At 41.6% G+C, this 15,897-nt stretch carries 12 protein-coding genes; 6 read left to right on the forward strand and 6 right to left on the reverse strand.

What is annotated here, in order from left to right; genetic code table 11:
- Nucleotides 1–155: 155 nt before the first annotated feature.
- The gene (locus tag SAE01_RS03065) at nt 156–1,409 is read right to left on the reverse strand and encodes a tetratricopeptide repeat protein (protein WP_147202110.1); all 1,254 of its coding nucleotides are present in this window, start codon (nt 1,407–1,409) and stop codon (nt 156–158) included.
- Nucleotides 1,410–1,411: 2 nt separating this feature from the next.
- On the reverse strand, nt 1,412–2,728 hold the full coding sequence (locus tag SAE01_RS03070; RefSeq protein ID WP_147202112.1) for an AAA family ATPase: 1,317 nt from the start codon (nt 2,726–2,728) through the stop codon (nt 1,412–1,414).
- Between the two features lie 172 nt (nt 2,729–2,900).
- On the opposite strand from SAE01_RS03070, the gene prfB reads away from it, so the two are divergent.
- Nucleotides 2,901–3,999, forward strand: a protein-coding gene (prfB, locus tag SAE01_RS03075) for a peptide chain release factor 2 (protein WP_218029055.1) whose coding sequence is annotated in 2 segments (ribosomal slippage) — nt 2,901–2,948 and nt 2,950–3,999 — 1,098 coding nt in all. Because the reading frame shifts where the segments join, the coding sequence is not laid out codon by codon here.
- A gap of 120 nt (nt 4,000–4,119) precedes the next feature.
- On the opposite strand, the gene SAE01_RS03080 is transcribed toward prfB, so the two are convergent.
- Together SAE01_RS03080 and SAE01_RS03085 are read right to left on the reverse strand one after the other, a co-directional pair.
- Nucleotides 4,120–5,283: a hypothetical protein gene (locus tag SAE01_RS03080; RefSeq protein ID WP_147202116.1), complete on the reverse strand. Its 1,164-nt coding sequence runs from the start codon at nt 5,281–5,283 to the stop codon at nt 4,120–4,122.
- 59 nt (nt 5,284–5,342) lie between these two features.
- The gene (locus SAE01_RS03085) at nt 5,343–6,335 is read right to left on the reverse strand and encodes a hypothetical protein (protein ID WP_147202118.1); all 993 of its coding nucleotides are present in this window, start codon (nt 6,333–6,335) and stop codon (nt 5,343–5,345) included.
- Nucleotides 6,336–6,524: 189 nt separating this feature from the next.
- Here SAE01_RS03085 and SAE01_RS03090 point away from each other — a divergent pair, with 189 nt between their 5' ends.
- Nucleotides 6,525–7,310, forward strand: a complete 786-nt coding sequence (locus SAE01_RS03090) for a Rieske (2Fe-2S) protein (RefSeq protein WP_147202120.1) — start codon at nt 6,525–6,527, stop codon at nt 7,308–7,310.
- A 211-nt stretch (nt 7,311–7,521) separates the two neighbouring features.
- On the opposite strand, the gene SAE01_RS03095 is transcribed toward SAE01_RS03090, so the two are convergent.
- Nucleotides 7,522–8,124 (reverse strand): cytochrome c family protein, encoded by a 603-nt coding sequence (locus tag SAE01_RS03095; RefSeq protein WP_147202122.1) that lies wholly within the window; start codon nt 8,122–8,124, stop codon nt 7,522–7,524.
- 499 nt (nt 8,125–8,623) lie between these two features.
- Here SAE01_RS03095 and SAE01_RS03100 point away from each other — a divergent pair, with 499 nt between their 5' ends.
- The 4 genes from SAE01_RS03100 to SAE01_RS03115 all read left to right on the forward strand — a co-directional run bounded on the left by SAE01_RS03100 (nt 8,624) and on the right by SAE01_RS03115 (nt 14,168).
- Complete coding sequence (locus SAE01_RS03100) at nt 8,624–9,085, forward strand: single-stranded DNA-binding protein (RefSeq protein ID WP_147202124.1); 462 nt, start codon at nt 8,624–8,626, stop codon at nt 9,083–9,085.
- Between the two features lie 87 nt (nt 9,086–9,172).
- Nucleotides 9,173–11,377: a GH92 family glycosyl hydrolase gene (locus SAE01_RS03105; RefSeq protein WP_147202125.1), complete on the forward strand. Its 2,205-nt coding sequence runs from the start codon at nt 9,173–9,175 to the stop codon at nt 11,375–11,377.
- A gap of 189 nt (nt 11,378–11,566) precedes the next feature.
- Entirely contained in the window at nt 11,567–12,649 is a 1,083-nt protein-coding gene (locus tag SAE01_RS03110) for an Ldh family oxidoreductase (protein ID WP_147202127.1), read from the forward strand.
- Between the two features lie 262 nt (nt 12,650–12,911).
- Complete coding sequence (locus SAE01_RS03115) at nt 12,912–14,168, forward strand: aminotransferase class I/II-fold pyridoxal phosphate-dependent enzyme (RefSeq protein WP_147202128.1); 1,257 nt, start codon at nt 12,912–12,914, stop codon at nt 14,166–14,168.
- A 331-nt stretch (nt 14,169–14,499) separates the two neighbouring features.
- Here the strand turns inward: SAE01_RS03115 and SAE01_RS03120 are convergent, their stop codons facing one another.
- Entirely contained in the window at nt 14,500–15,870 is a 1,371-nt protein-coding gene (locus SAE01_RS03120) for an APC family permease (RefSeq protein ID WP_147202130.1), read from the reverse strand.
- Nucleotides 15,871–15,897: the final 27 nt, after the last annotated feature.

Raw genomic sequence — 15,897 nt, forward strand, 5'->3', positions numbered from 1 at the left:
ACAAAACAAAAAACCCTTCCTTTTACAGAAGGGTTTTTTGTTTCCAAGAATTTGCCCCCAATTTCTCGTGTAACAAAGGTGTTGTTATTATTAGAACAACCCAATCACATATTCATGTGATATTTTGAACACGAGCCCTATGGGTAAAAATACGTCTACACATTGCTCTGCCTTATTCTGATAAAATTTGAAATCCATTGGAAGGCTACAAAGCCTACAAGAAAAAGTATCGAGAAGATATTCAGTGGGTCGGATGTAATAAAGGCCTGTATAATTCCTAGAACACCCAAAAGAAACATAACGGCCGAATAAATGACAAGCTTGTTTTTATTCGCCGATTCCGAGAACATAGAGCCGAGAGGAACCATCATTGCAAAACCAAATGCAGCAACCAGCAACCAGTTGGGGTTGGAGAGGGTTAGGTAGAGAATTACACCGATCAAACAAACCGCTAAACTTACACCTACGAAATCTGAACTCAGCCTTTCCCGTTTATCTAACAGGTATTTGCCGTACGGATTGAACCGAAGAAATAAATTACTTATGGGAGTAATTACCCACGTTGAAAACGCAAACAGCGCAATCAGGATCATGAAAGGAATAAGGATCGGTTGAAGACCTTCATACCTTTTAGCAAGTACATTTAATAGCCTTGTTGTAAGATAGAAACCAATAATAGCGGCCCATTGATTTTTCTTGGCCAGGTTACCCATAAAGAAAGCATACTTTAAAAAAAGACGATAAAACAAGTACTTAGCTTTCAACGCCTGCGCCATGCCTGATTGTGCATGCTGAAGGTTTGGATCATTTTTAAGTGCTTCCCTGAAATGTTCTAAAGCCTTTTTATGGTCGCCTTTTTCAAGCAGGCCCCACCCATAATTTGAGTGCGTATAAGCATTGTTTGGATCCTGGGCTAGTGCACCTTCAATAGTGCTAAAGGAGTCTTCCTTCCTATTTAATTTCAGCAATGCAGTGCTTCTGATGTTAAGCCCCAAAATATTTTCCGGGTCACGCTCAAGGGCTTCATCTGCCAGTTCTAAAGATTTTGCGTATTGTTTTCTGGTAAGCTTTATAGAAGCCCAAAGTGCAAAGTAGTCTGCTTCGTTAGGGTCGAGGCCTACCGCTGTTTGCAGATTGGCTTCTGCTTCGTTATAATTGTTCTTGCGGATCGCAACACTTGCCTTAACATAAAACAAATAAGCAGAGTCGGGGCTAAGGCCGATGGCACTATCGATCAACTCTTCCGCCTCTTTTAAGTCTTCCAGCTGCAGCTTAACCTGAGACAGCATTGCCAGTACAAACACGTTGTTAGGATCCTGGCTAAGAATGTTTCTTAGTAAAGTTCCCGCCTCGTCGTACCTGTTTTGCTGCAGCAGTATTTGTGCCCTTTGAATTAGGTTGTCAGCCATTACTATTTTTTAATTTTCATATGCGTTAAGATGTCGTCGTATAGCCCGGAGTCATTTGCAAATAAGGCAAAGTTTTTTGCCGTGGCGAACCATTCCGTTGTACTTGCCTTATGCTTTTTTATCGCATTTAGGATATCCTTTGTCGAAAGGGGTTTCGGAATGCCATCGTTGAAAGATGCTTCGAGCTTTTCCTCAATAGCAATATCAATAATAGCCTCGATGTCGGCCCCAGAATAATTTTCTATTTTAGAAGCGAGGCCTTTATAATCTATTGCTTCAATTGGCTTATTCTTTAGTTTTAGTTTCAAAATAGACTCCCGCGCTTCTGCATCTGGAGGGGGAATGAAAATGATTCGATCAAACCTGCCTGGTCTTCTAAATGCAGAGTCGAGATGCCAGGGAGTATTTGTAGCGCCAAGGATAAGAACACCATCGTTGTCGCCATCTATACCGTCCAACTCCTGCAGAAACTGGTTGATCAAATGTCTGCCGCTTGATTGTTTCATGTCGCTCCTGCTGGCTCCAAGGGCATCTATCTCGTCGAAGAATAATACACATGGTGTATTCTGCCTTGCAATCTCGAAAATGTTGTGTAGGTTCTTTTCACTATTTCCCACCCACATGTCGAGGATATCGCTAAGGCCCACACTAATAAAACGAGCATTTACCTGTCCTGCTGTTGCCTTAGCAATGTAAGTTTTGCCGCAGCCCGGAGGGCCATACAAAAGAATTCCTCCGCCGGTTTTTTTCCCGTAAGCTTTATATAGTTCCGGGTGCTGAAGTGGTCGAATAATTTTTAGCTCGATCTCTTTTTTGATTCCATTCATTCCACCGACATCATCAAAATTAATATCGGCTTTTTGAATGAAAGGTGACTCGAATTCTTCATCATCTTCATCTTCATCATCTTCCATCATTGATGCGTTCAAACGTAGTTCTTTGTCAAGTTCATCATCCCGGAAGGAAGGATTTATTGCAAGTGCCCGCTTATAAATTTCTGTTGCCTTAGAGATAGCATGTTCTTTTAAAAGTGCCTTGGCATGAAGGATAAGTACATCGAAATCGCCAGAACCGGTATGAATAAGTTCTTCCAGTATAACGTTGCACTGGGAATATTGCGCCTTAAGGAAGAACAATTTAGCCAGTCCTATTTTCGATTGATTAGTGTCAGCCATCGCCATTATTTCTTTATACTCTTTTTCAGCTTCATCAAGTTGAGAAGCTTTTAATAAAGTATCAGCAAGATGTTGTTTTAGCGGAATATTTCCGGGTGAAAATTTCAGCGCTTCTCTCAAGCTGTTTATTGTATTGTCATCCATATTTAGTAGGATTGATTTTCGTTTGAATTGGTTGTAGCATTTAAAAGCGCAATATTAGGGCTTTAAAACAGGTTACGTTTTATTTAACTAACAAAAAAGTTATTTGCAAGAGGACCGCGGCGGGGGTCAATTTAAGCTTTGCGCATTTCAACAATCCCTTATTTTTGCAGCTATGACACAAGAACAAATTAAGGAAATGAGAGACCGGGTTTTGGTCTTAAGGAGGTTTCTTTGACGTCGATAATAGACAGGCCAAAATAGATCACGACAAGCAACTTTCACTTTCTCCCGGCTTTTGGGATGATAACGCCCGTGCTACAGGGATTTTAAAAGAAATAAAACTAAGCGAGTTCTGGACAAAGCTTTACCATGCCGTAGAAACGGCAGTAGAGGATTTTGCCGTGCTCTTTGAATTTTGGAAGGCTGGCGAGGCAAGTGAGGAAGAAGCTAAAGAAGCTTATACACAAGCAATCGCGGCTATAGAAGAAGCAGAATTTAAAAGCACACTGAACGAGCCGGAAGATGAATTGACTGCCATCATGCAAATCAACCCTGGGGCTGGTGGTACCGAAAGCCAGGACTGGGCAGAAATGCTGATGAGGATGTATCGAATGTACGGCCAAAAGCAGGGCTGGAACGTGACAGAGCTTGACTTGCAGGAGGGTGATGGAGCCGGCATTAAAAGTGCTACCCTTCAATTTGAAGGAGCTTTTGCCTATGGCTTTCTGAAAGCCGAAAGTGGAGTACATCGCCTTGTGAGAATTTCTCCGTTTGATAGTAATGCGCGCCGACATACGTCTTTTGCAAGCGTTTATGTTTACCCTCTTATTGATGACACCATTGAGATTGAAGTCAACCCCAGTGATGTAGAATGGGCTTTTTTTAGAAGTGGGGGCGCAGGCGGACAAAACGTAAATAAGGTTGAAACTGCAGTACGTTTGACGCACAAACCTTCAGGCATTATAGTGGAATGCCAGCAGGCGCGTACGCAAGGCGAAAACCGTGAGAAGGCAATGAAGATGCTGAAGAGCCGGTTGCATGAAGAAGAAATGCGCAAGCGTGAAGCGATAAAAAATGCCAGCAACGCCAGTAAGAAAAAGATAGAGTGGGGTAGCCAGATCCGCTCCTATGTTTTCCATCCTTACAAAATGATTAAGGACCACAGAACCGATTACGAAGTAGGTAATGTTGGCCCCGTGATGGATGGTGACTTAGATGGATTTATTAAAGCTTACCTAATGATGCAAAAGGAAGAAGAAGCGGCAACGTAACTCCTAATCCCAGGGACTTGAAGTACTTATAAAATTTGTAAAATAAACTTTCCTACAACATATAAGTTTATAACTCCGGCCTAAAGTTATTATACTCTTGCAAGTCCCCCTTCGGGGGATTTAGGGAGTTCTGGTTTTATTCTTTTCAACCAAGTACTCCAGCCACAACGTCTTATTATATGCAGGACAGTAGAAGTAGTAGTTTATATAGCTCCAGTGAAGAAAGATTTGTTTAAAGGGAGTTGGGTATGAAAAGGCTGGTCTCGCCTGGAAGAAAAGGTACTTTTGCTGGTTGCTTTTCTCAAATTCTTCTATTGAATTCAAATCAAGTGCCGGAGCGTCGGTTTGTAGTCTAAGCAAAGACGTCCTTAAAATAATTTGATCCATAATGTTCGTACTTTGCTCTAATTCTTTCCTGATATCTGCTATCAGTTGTGGCTTGTAAACTTCAAGTTGAGGTATTTTAAAGGCACCCATCAGGCGACACAAATGATACAATAAAACTGGCGTCTTTACATAATATGGTGAGATATAAACCGGTCTCTTTTTATAGTACCTGTTTTTAACCATCTCCGTTATATAATCAATTGTAGCTGTGTCTTGGCTAACCCACCGCAAACCTTTCTCGAGCATAAAATACATAATATTACATTGAACAGAGAAGTCGAAATCGGGCGTCATTTTTAAGCCCATCCATGTGCTGTAAGCAGGTAGGTCTCTGTACCTCCTGAAAGTAGAAATTATCCTTCTGCGGCTTAGGTTGCTCACGCCAACCATCCTTTTCTTGGCAATCGCGTTTACACTGTCGTTATTGTCTGAAGTCATTAAGATCATTACCGTATCATCGGCATCTTCGCCCTGTCCAAAAACGACCTTTAAATATTTAAAGTAATAGGTGTGCGGCATGATAGGCGCATATGTTGGCCAGAAGTTATAAAACGGGTAACCGAACCTGTTCCTAAAATTTGGATAAGTTGAAGAGGCCTTCAAAACAATGTTCTTCGCAACGGCTTTAGTTTGATCATTGAGATGGGGAAGCATGTTTTTAAAGGCAAATGCGGTAATAGCCGTAAAAAAAATATTATTATCGGGTTGAAGATTATGAGGAACTCCGCCACATTCTCTCGTGCCGTAAAACATTCCCGCATAAAATTCACCATCATCTTGTTTTACCTGCATCGCAGCGATATTCCTGACTAAAGCGTCGATGAGGGTTGAGTCATTATTGGCAAAAGCGTAAAATGAAAAAGATGAAAAGAGTATGACGAAAAGTGTTTTTCTCATATTGAATTTATTGTCACAAAAAGTCTCAAACTAGCAATCTATATAATTTACAAAAAGGCTTAGGTAAGCTTTGGAAGTTTATAAGAATAATACAGCCACCTCATCATGTTTTTCGGTTTTTCCATATCGCACACCAATTGCTTTCGGGTGAGTGTTGCATAGTTTAGTGGTTTACCTAACTGCTGCTCTAACTGAATCATTTTGTCAATTACAACCATGCTCCTGCTGATGATAAGATGCATGGCGACAGCAAATTCTTCCTTCTTATGTTGTTTATAAGGAAGAGCATAAATGAGCCTGTTACATTCTTTAACTCTGTCCAGAAAAATCTCCTTCAGCTTCTTATAATCAGTACATCTATCCGGAAGGGTAGTGATGCCATCGCGAAGGTCTTTGGCCATATCGAAAAGGTCGTTGCCAAATTGCATTAAACTTCCCACATAAAACAAAACTTGCCACATTTCCTTGCTAGCGGGCTTCGCCATAATTTGGTGATAGATGATCACAGAATAGCCTCCTTTGGCATAGGTTATTCGTGTAAGTTCTTTATCGTCTATTGCGGGATCAGTTTGTTTAATAGTCTCAAGTTGTACTTCAAATACGTCTTTTGCAGCGTCCAGGTATTCGTTTCGATGCGGCACATCTGTAAGCATAAAAGATTGTATCTCCCTGGCAATATGTGCTGAAAAAGTTTTAGCATCGTAGCTTTCAGGCCGATAGGTAATTGCATTGATTGCTGCTACATCAAGCTTGTCTATATCAAATAAGTCATCTCCAACCGGCGTTAAAATTCCAAATAAGGTTGCTCTTTTTCTTTCAGCCTCTGTATAGTTTTCATGATATAAATTCTTATAGCTCGAGCAGAGAATAGTAGGAATAAACAAGCCATAATACTGACGTATTTTCTTCAATTGCTCATCCTCAAATTTGCCTGAATACTTTCTTTCTAATTCGCCGAGATAAGGGTTTAGAAAAGTACGAATGTAATCCTGTTGCTTTTTCAATTCTTTCCTGAACCTGGTAATGGTTTTTATATATGAGAGGATTATCATTAACGCATTGTGTTTCTGGAAGGTGGTAAAGATATTGGATTCGCACCATTCAAGATGGTGAGCACCGGATGCAAGTAACGCCGTTTATTATTCACCTTACTGATCACTTACCTCTTCGCTCCCTGGTGATCGCGCCTACAGCTACACTTTAGCAGGTAAGCTTTTTGCTGCAAGATTTGTAAAACGCTTATGAGAAGTAAAGCTCACATCAAAAGTCATCCAATACATCCCATATTGGTTTGTTTTCCGCTTGCATTTTATATAGGCACTTTATTGTTCGACTCTCTACGTATTATTAAAGATGACATTGCTTTCGGATTGACCGGACAGTACCTCCATTCAGCCGGAATAATTGCGGCTCTGTGCGCTGCAATTCCCGGTATCATTGATTACACCTATACGGTTCCCCCTAAAAGTTCCGCTAAGAAACGCGCAGCAACACATGGCTTTGTAAATACTTCAGTGCTCCTGATTTTTTGCATTGCTTTATACTGCAAGCATATTGATAATTTTCCACCTTACATCGTTCTGGCCATGGAGTTTATTGGAGTCGTACTAACTGGTTATGCCGGTTGGCTTGGAGGAACATTGGTTCACCGAAACCAAATTGGAATTGATGTGAGATACGCAGGAGCGGGCAAATGGCAAGAACAATATTTCGAAGAATCTACAGGTCGGTTAGAAGTGTGTGCGAGTGACGAACTGCAGGTTGACCAGATGAAACTGATCCATGCCAAAGACAAGCGAATTGTAGTTGCCCGGACGGGACACGGTTTTGTTGCTTTCGACGATCGCTGTTCTCACAAGGGTGGATCTCTTGCGGGTGGCGCCATGATTTGCGGTACCGTTCAATGTCCATGGCACGGGACACAATTTGACGTAAAGACGGGCGAGGTTAAAGCAGGGCCCGCAACAGAAAAAATTAAAACATACGAGGTTACCGAAGGCCAGGGGAAAGTGTACCTGGTTTTGTAAAACTGAAAATGATAGACCGTTCATCTGCTTCAGCAATTATTACCTCAAATAATTGTTTCCAAAATTTCTTTGTGAAGATGCTTTCGCAAGGCACTGCGGTTTTAATTAAAGTCGAGCCAAGGTCGATTCTTCTTCAATAGCTAAAGGCTGCCTTCTTAGACAGCCTTTAATAACAACCTAAATCTTCTTTCAAAAACTTTCTCCCACCCGCTCACTTCGCTGAGGCTAATGTAGCCGGAGCAATTGGTGCCGGAACAATATTATTTATTGGCTTGGTCGATTTCAGAAAACTAAAAATAGCTTTCAAATCATCATCAGAAGCCTTGGAGAAATTAGGCCAGGGCATTGGAGGAAGTAGTGGCCTTGTGTTATCCATTCCTTTATATTTTCCTTCACGCAGGGCTTTTATAAACTGCAATTCTGACCACGTACCGATTCCGCTATTGTCTGATGTTAAGTTGGCGGCATATGAAACGCCCCATGGACCAACAAAAGCTGTGAGAGTTGGGTTGAACAACATCCACGACTTAAGGTCACTCTGCCTGAAGTTTGCTAATGGCATATTTGCAGGGTGACCCGAGAGCCTTCTATCCATATCAGGCTCGGGACCATTGGGACCAAACTTCTTTGGTGAATGACAGTCATCACAGCCCATGATGGTAACAAGATATTGCCCTCGCTTTATCATGCTGTCCTTTGAAATGCTGTTACTGACGGGAACCGTTTTTGTGTCGTTTTGGCTATTGCATGAAATAATGGTTATCACACTTACGAAAAGCATAAGAGCGAAAAGGAAGACTGTTAACTTTTTCATGGTAATTAGTTTTTGGTTAATCCTGGTTGCACCTATGGTGACATTTTTTAGTGCAATACAAAAGAATAAATTAATAGAGCTTATTGCAATCACACAACTATGTGATTATAAGGAGCTGTCGAACAGGCGGTTGAAACAAGATTTTTTAAGACTAAGTTCCTTTTTGTTGATTCGAAAATAAAGCTTCAAAAAGTTGAATAGTACCGAGGAGGTAAAAGTGAGTGACACAACGATGTTCAATAAAGAAGAAATGTTTGTCCATAAGAAAACAGAAACAAAATTTGTTGCGTGGAAACAACTTATACTTCAGTCTTAAAGCTAAAGGCTTAGCAACACTTGGATAGAGATTTTGTAGAAAGGACCTTTACAGCAGTTATTTTAAATATTGGAAAGATATTGAACTAGTTGTTCAAGCTACTTTTTACATTCGTTTTCTTACTAGCATTATAATCGTTTTTTGCTTATTTTGCTTGATACTACTTAAACAATTACTACTTATATGATCAAGCTACAAGTTATCGGGAACCTCGGAAAGGATGGCGTTGTTAATAACGTGAATGGTAAAAATGTTATCAATTTCAGCGTGGCGCACACTGAAAAATTTAAAGATGCACAGGGCGTTCAGAAAGATAAAACGATTTGGGTTGAGTGTGCCTACTGGACTGATCGCACAGGGATTGCCCCTTATTTAAAGAAGGGAACACAGGTGTATGCTGAGGGGCAGCCTGATATTCGTAATTATACAACCAAAGATGGTACGCAAGGCACTTCGTTGAGTTTGCGCGTTAGTTCTGTTCAGCTATTAGGAGGCAGAAACGATAACCAGGGCGGCGACGGATCGGGAGGAAACTCTTACCAAAACCAGCAGCCTTCTTATAGTCAGCCTTCATACAATCAGTCGTCGCCGGCTACTGCATCTGCAAACGAAATTACAGAACCGATGGACGATCTTCCGTTCTAGAAGCTACTACTAAATAACCCGATTTTGAAGAGGATGGCGCTTTATTGAGCCATCCTCTTTTAATTTGCACTACGTTAATAGTTATTCATGAAAAAAACGCTCTTGGTTTTTGGTGCTTTGTCGTTAATTGTTTTGGTGGGATTTGGTCAGAGGGTAGTAGATTTTGTTAATCCTTTTATTGGCACCGGTGGACATGGTCATACCTATCCTGCCGCCACTCTGCCTTTTGGTATGGTTCAGGTTGGACCTGACAACGGATCACAAGGGTGGGATTGGAGCAGTGGCTATCATTATTCAGATACTGTCATTGCCGGTTTTAGTCATACACATTTGAGTGGTACCGGCGTTGGTGATCTTTGCGACATTTCAGTTTTGCCAATGGTAGGTACACCTGATACGGGAAGAGTAACAAGTAATTTTTCACATAAAGAAGAAAGAGCAAGCCCTGGTTTTTACGGAGTTAAACTGCGGAAGTTTAACGTGTACGCAGAGATGACCGCATCGCTCCGTGCTGCCATGCATCGTTATGCTTTCCCTGCCTCAACCAATGCTTCTATAAGATTTGATTTAGGTTTTGGCATCAATACTGATAGAACAACTGAAAGCTATTGGCGAAAGGTTGACGACAGCACTTTTGTGGGTTATAGGTTTTCTACAGGCTGGGCCAGAATTCAAAAAGTATATTTTGCCGTAAGGTTAAGTAAACCTGTAAAAAGCACGACAGTGTTTGTTGATAAAAAGCGACAGGAGACAACTGAAGCCACGGGAAAAGATATTATTGCCTTTTTAAATTTTGATACAAAATCGGGTGAAGCTATCACGATGAAAGTGGGGATCAGCTACGCAGATGTGGAAGGTGCGGTAGAAAGTATGAATGAAATACGCACCTGGGATTTTAACCTGGCAAAAAGAGGTGCTTCTGATTTATGGGAAAGAGAGCTCAGAAAGGTGCAGATTAACACGGATGATAAAAAGGTTAAGCAAATCTTTTATACTGCTTTGTACCACACATATCTTGCTCCGACCATATTTAGCGATCGTTTCGGAAATTACAAAGGCGTAAAAGGCGAGGTGTACAATGGGAAAATGGTTCTTACTACCAACTCCCTTTGGGATACATTTCGTGCAGAAAACCCATTGCTTACCATTACACAAACTGAGATGGTTCCCTCCATCGTAAACAGCTTTCTCGCGTTTTACGACCAGTACGGCTACTTGCCTGTGTGGGATTTACATTTTAATGAAACCAACACGATGACGGGCTACCACGCAGTGCCGGTGGTAGCAGATGCGATACTAAAGAACATTCGTGGATTTGATTATGAGCGGGCTTATAAAGCAATGCGGAAAAGCGTGATGCAAAACATCAGGGGAACAGAGATGTACCGGAATTTTGGATTTATACCTGCAGATAAAATGGGGCAAAGTGTTACAATGACTGCGGAGTATGCATTTGATGACTGGTGTATGTTGCAAGTAGCTAAAAAATTAAAGAAGTACACCGATACAGCTTCCTTAGCTAAAAGGGCGACCTACTGGAAAAATGTTTTCGATCCCGGATCAGGTTTCTTAAGGGCGAAAAATATGGATGGTAATTTTGTCAAACCTTTCGACCCCTCCGCGGGTGGTGGTCCTTATACTGAAGGCAATGCATGGCAGCACAGCTTTTTTGTGCCTCACGACCTCAACGGTCTTAAAAATAGTTACTCAACACCTGATGGACTTGAAAACAAACTGGATTCTCTGTTCACAGTTTCAAGCAGACAGACAGGCGAGACGCCTCCCGATGTGTCCGGATTACTAGGGCAGTATGCTCACGGAAACGAACCGAGCCATCACATTGCCTACATCTATGCCTACCTGCAAAAGCAATGGAAGTCGGCAGAGAAAGTAAGGGAAATTATGAGCAGGTTTTATGATAACAAGCCCGACGGTTTGTCGGGCAACGAAGATTGCGGGCAGATGAGTGCCTGGTACGTTTTTAGCGCTTTGGGCTTTTACCCGGTAAATCCTGTAAGTGGTGAATACGTTTTTGGTAGCCCGCTGGTAGACCAGGCGGTTATCGTATTGCCTTCAGGGAGTACTTTTCAGATTAAGGTGTTAGATAACAGCAAGGAGAATATCTACATTCAATCCATTACCTTAAACGGAAAGCCTTACACTAAAAGTTTTATAAATCACCATGACATACTGGTAGGGGGGATATTGACTATAAGAATGGGGTCGAGGCCAAACAAACTATTTGGATCGCAATTAGCAGACTTACCAAGAAGCATGTCTCTTGAAAAATAAGGTCTTCTGTTGATTGTTTTGGTTGTCCGGCAACATAACTTCTTTCAACATCGTTGTGTCACTCACTTCTACTTGTAGAACCTTATTCTGCTGCAGTGACGAGAATAACTCAAGCTAAAAAAGGAGAAGTAAAGCAGCTTATACTTTCAATAAAATTTCGATAGTTTTTAAAAATTCCCGAAATATCTTATGAGCCAAACATTTGACTACGAAAATTTATTCGACTTCGTTCTGCATGTTTTTTTGCAAATGGGTTGCAGTGAAGAGCATGCACACCTGGCCACGGAGGTTTTATTATCGGCAGATTTGCGTGGCGTCGATAGTCATGGAGTAGCTCGCTTAGGTGGATACATAAGGCTGTGGGAGGCAGGAAGAATAAATGCTACACCAACAATAAAAATAATCTATGAAACCCCCTCAACAGCAGTAGTTGACGGCGATGCAGGATTAGGATTAGTCGTAGCACCATTTGCAATGCAAGTCGCGATCGAAAAGGCGGAGAAAGCAGGAACGGGCTGGGTAAGCGTAAAAAACAGTAATCATTTTGGTATTGCAGGTTATCATGCAATGATGGCCCTTCCTCGGCAAATGATCGGGATGGCTATGACCAACGCAAGCGCCCTTGTTGCGCCAACTTTTTCTGTTGAAAGAATGCTTGGTACAAACCCGATTGCTGTCGCTATTCCCGCTAATAATGAACCCGCATTTGTCGCTGACTTTGCCACTACCACTGCATCAAATGGCAAGCTTGAGATTTTGCAGAGAAAGAACCAGGAAGCGCCGGAGGGTTGGGTGCAAGATGCGGAAGGTCATACAACTACAGATGCTAATGCCTTAAAATCCGGCGGAGCAATGCTGCCGCTTGGTGGCGACCGCGAGCACGGAAGCCATAAAGGCTACGCCCTTGGAAGTATTGTAGATATATTTTCTGCGGTTTTAAGCGGCGCCAGTTATGGTCCTTGGGCGCCCCCTTTTCCTGCATATGTACCCATGCCGGAGAATCTGCCCGGCGAGGGACTGGGACATTTTCTTGGCGCAATGCGGGTTGACGCATTTCGGCCGGCAGCAGATTTTACCGAAAACATGGATAACTGGATAAAAAGGTTTAAAGCTGCGAAACCTGCAGCCGGGCAGGAAAGAGTTTTAATACCTGGAGATCCCGAACGCGAGATGGAAGCCATAAGAAGAAAAGAAGGGATACCGCTGTTTGAATCCGTCGTGTCTGACTTGAAAGGAGTGGGCGATAAGATGGGAGTATTATTCCGGGGCTAGTTTAAACAACAAGTGAGATAGCATTTTTAGAATGAATGTTTTGGATGCTAAAATGTTCAAAAGGATAAAAGCTATCAATTGAACGGTTTCTCCTAATCCTTTTTTTACCTTCATTGTCTTACCTTTGGCCAACTTTTTTTAGGTACTGATTCAACCTGTTTTTCGTGTTAATCATTGGCTTACAGTTGAAGTGAGTGACACAACGATGTTTAATAGAATTACGAATGTCAGGACAAAATAAAAACACATAATATCAACTAGAATGGCAGATGTTTTTGCGAAGCTTGTAAAGGATGGAGGGCCGCTCGGCCAGCATATGGATAGGGCGCATGGCTACTTCGCCTTTCCTAAACTGGAAGGCGAACTTGGGCCAAGAATGACTTTTAGAGGAAAGGAAATGATTGTGTGGAGTTTGAATAATTATCTTGGTTTAGTCAATCATCCAGAGGTTAGAAGAGTAGATGCAGAGGCGGCCGCCATGTATGGAATGGGAAACCCCATGGGGGCAAGAATGATGAGTGGAAATACTGCGAAACACGACGAGTTGGAGAAAGTGATTAGTGCATTCGTAGGGCGGGAAGACACTATGCTTTTAAACTTCGGTTACCAGGGGATAATGAGCTGCATTGATGCACTTGTAAACCGCAGAGATGTGATTGTGTACGATGCCCAGGCACATGCTTGTATTGTTGACGGTGTGAGGTTACATGTAGGGCAGAGGTATGCGTTTAAACACAATGATATTGCTGATTGCGAAAAACAATTACAACGTGCAACAGAAGTTGCCAACAGAAACGGGGGAGGCATTTTACTGATCACTGAAGGTGTTTTCGGCATGGATGGCGAGCAGGGGAGATTGAAGGAAATCGTTGAACTGAAAAATAAATACGAGTTCAGGATATTGATTGATGATGCTCACGGTTTTGGATACATGGGCCCAAATGGTGCAGGTGCAGATTCCGCACAAGGCTGTACAGATGAAGTAGATTTATACTTTTCGACTTTTGTAAAAAGTATGGGTAGCATTGGTGCGTTTATCAGTGGACCTAAAGATGTGCTTAAGTATTTACGTTATAACACAAGAAGCCAGATTTTCGCTAAAAGTCTTCCGTTGCTAATTGTTGAAGGTATGCTTCACAGGATGGAGATGGTGAAGACAATGCCGGAACTCCGTGAGAAGCTTTGGTATAATGTAGGCCGACTACAGGAAGGTTTAAAGGCAAGAGGTTTTGATATAGGAAACACTAACTCGCCGGTTACTCCGATTTACATGAAAGGCGAACTGCCTGAAGCTACATCGATGGTGATGGACCTTCGCGAGAATTACCATATTTTCTGCTCGATTGTGGTGTACCCTGTTATTCCAAAAGGTGAAATTATCTACAGGATTATTCCTACGGCTGCCCATAGCGAGGAAGACATCGACCTTACTTTAAAAGCGTTTGAGGAAACGAAAAAGAAACTAGACTCGGGAGCTTATAAAGCAGAGAAAATTCCTGACATGGCTGAGGCGATTTAGCCCGTAGTCGGATGAGGATAGTGCGATGGTTAAAGGATAAGATACTTTAAAACACAATTAATATTTCCCCGTAAAAAGCACCCGTTGGTCGGGGAATACAATGATTAAAAAGTGGTTTACAAGAACGTCTCCTTTTGTAATACTATCTATCATAGCTGCTTTTTTATTTCTATACCAACTCATCTTTGAAAGAGGTGGACCCGATGAATGGAGAAATCCTTTATTACTCCGGCTATTACTTTTTGTTCTTTTGCTGGTTATACTTGACGTCGGTTTAAAGCACTTTATTCAAAAGAATTATTGGTTGTGGATGATCGAACTCTTCTTGTGCCTAGGTCTCTTTTACTATTGGATTGTTACTTGAAGTTTTTACAAACGGCCATTCCTTATTCACCTTTGCTTTTATAAAAAACACGATTATTCCCGCAGCAATTACGATTAATCCATACGACGCCATTTCTAATCCTGTTTTATACAAGATGAATAACCAGATAGCAATAGCAATATATACCGGTATCGGAAACAAGGGCATTTTATAAGGAAAGTCCGTCTTAACTCTTGCTTTCCTTAATAACAACAATCCTATTGCCTGTCCTATAAACTGAATTAAGATTCGCATTGCCAAAATTGCACTAATCACTTCACTGAGCCTAAAGAGCAAGCTGAAAACAAATGCAATACTTCCCAGCACCAACAACGAGACATAAGGAAAGTGTTTGGTAGGATGTACTCTTGCAAACACTTTAAAAAAAGCTCCGTCGGCCGCCGCGGCGTAAGGTATCCGGCTATAGCCAAGTGTAGCAGAAAAAACTGAAGCGAAGGCAACCCACAAAATAAGGCAGGTGATAATTTTAGCTGCTGTGCTTCCTGCGAGTTCCTTCATAAAAAGACTTAGCACAAACTCGCTTCCTTTCGCTTGTTGCCAGGGTATTACACTTACTACACTTATATTCATCAATAGGTATAAAATGGCTATTCCGCCAATTGATAAAAACATACTTCTCGGAATATTTTTTGACGGGTCTTTAATCTCTCCACCTAAATGACACACATTGTAATAACCCAAATAACTGTACACAGATTTAACGCTTGCAAAACCTATTGCTGATACGAAGGCATAGTTAATAGTTAGTCCATCGTTGATATGTCGGATAGGTGCAGTAAAGTTTCCGTAGGCAATGCCGGCACCAATAATCCAAAATAAAGTAACGATGACACCAGCCCAGAGAAAGATGCTTATTTTACCGATCGCATCTATTTTTCTATATAGCAAAAGCACGATTAAAATGACAACCGCACCACTTAACATTTTGCTTTCAATTGACGTTAACGGTACGAGGTAAGAAAAGTAAGAGGCAAATCCTATAGAAGCGGATGCAATAACAAGAGGTGCTTGTATCATGGTTTGCCACACAAATAAAAAGCTCATCATTCTACCTACACCGTTAGTTCCGTATGCCTCTTTTAGAAAGTTATAACTGCCGCCCGCTTTTGGAAAGGCTGTGCCAAGTTCGCTCCAGATCATTGCATCAATAAAAGATAAAATAGCTCCTGCTACCCAGGCATAAAGAAACCACGGTCCATTCATCATACCAATCACCATAGGCAGAGTGATGAAAGGACCAATGCCCACCATATCGATCATATTAATAGCTGTTGCTTGTACAAGCCCAAGCCGTCTTTCAAGTACTGGTGCCGCCATTGGTTATATTTGTTTTTCCAATTTTTG

The organism is Segetibacter aerophilus (genome assembly GCF_007991655.1).
GTDB classification, from domain to species: domain Bacteria; phylum Bacteroidota; class Bacteroidia; order Chitinophagales; family Chitinophagaceae; genus Segetibacter; species Segetibacter aerophilus.

Excerpts from the sequence above, each read along its gene's own strand:
- SAE01_RS03090 (WP_147202120.1), top strand. The coding sequence starts at position 6,525 with ATGAGAAGTAAAGCTCACATCAAAAGTCATCCAATACATCCCATATTG.
- SAE01_RS03070 (WP_147202112.1), bottom strand. The coding sequence starts at position 2,728 with ATGGATGACAATACAATAAACAGCTTGAGAGAAGCGCTGAAATTTTCA.
- SAE01_RS03065 (WP_147202110.1), bottom strand. The coding sequence starts at position 1,409 with ATGGCTGACAACCTAATTCAAAGGGCACAAATACTGCTGCAGCAAAAC.
- SAE01_RS03095 (WP_147202122.1), bottom strand. The coding sequence starts at position 8,124 with ATGAAAAAGTTAACAGTCTTCCTTTTCGCTCTTATGCTTTTCGTAAGT.
- SAE01_RS03120 (WP_147202130.1), bottom strand. The coding sequence starts at position 15,870 with ATGGCGGCACCAGTACTTGAAAGACGGCTTGGGCTTGTACAAGCAACA.
- SAE01_RS03085 (WP_147202118.1), bottom strand. The coding sequence starts at position 6,335 with ATGATAATCCTCTCATATATAAAAACCATTACCAGGTTCAGGAAAGAA.
- SAE01_RS03105 (WP_147202125.1), top strand. The coding sequence starts at position 9,173 with ATGAAAAAAACGCTCTTGGTTTTTGGTGCTTTGTCGTTAATTGTTTTG.
- SAE01_RS03110 (WP_147202127.1), top strand. The coding sequence starts at position 11,567 with ATGAGCCAAACATTTGACTACGAAAATTTATTCGACTTCGTTCTGCAT.
- SAE01_RS03080 (WP_147202116.1), bottom strand. The coding sequence starts at position 5,283 with ATGAGAAAAACACTTTTCGTCATACTCTTTTCATCTTTTTCATTTTAC.
- SAE01_RS03100 (WP_147202124.1), top strand. The coding sequence starts at position 8,624 with ATGATCAAGCTACAAGTTATCGGGAACCTCGGAAAGGATGGCGTTGTT.
- SAE01_RS03115 (WP_147202128.1), top strand. The coding sequence starts at position 12,912 with ATGGCAGATGTTTTTGCGAAGCTTGTAAAGGATGGAGGGCCGCTCGGC.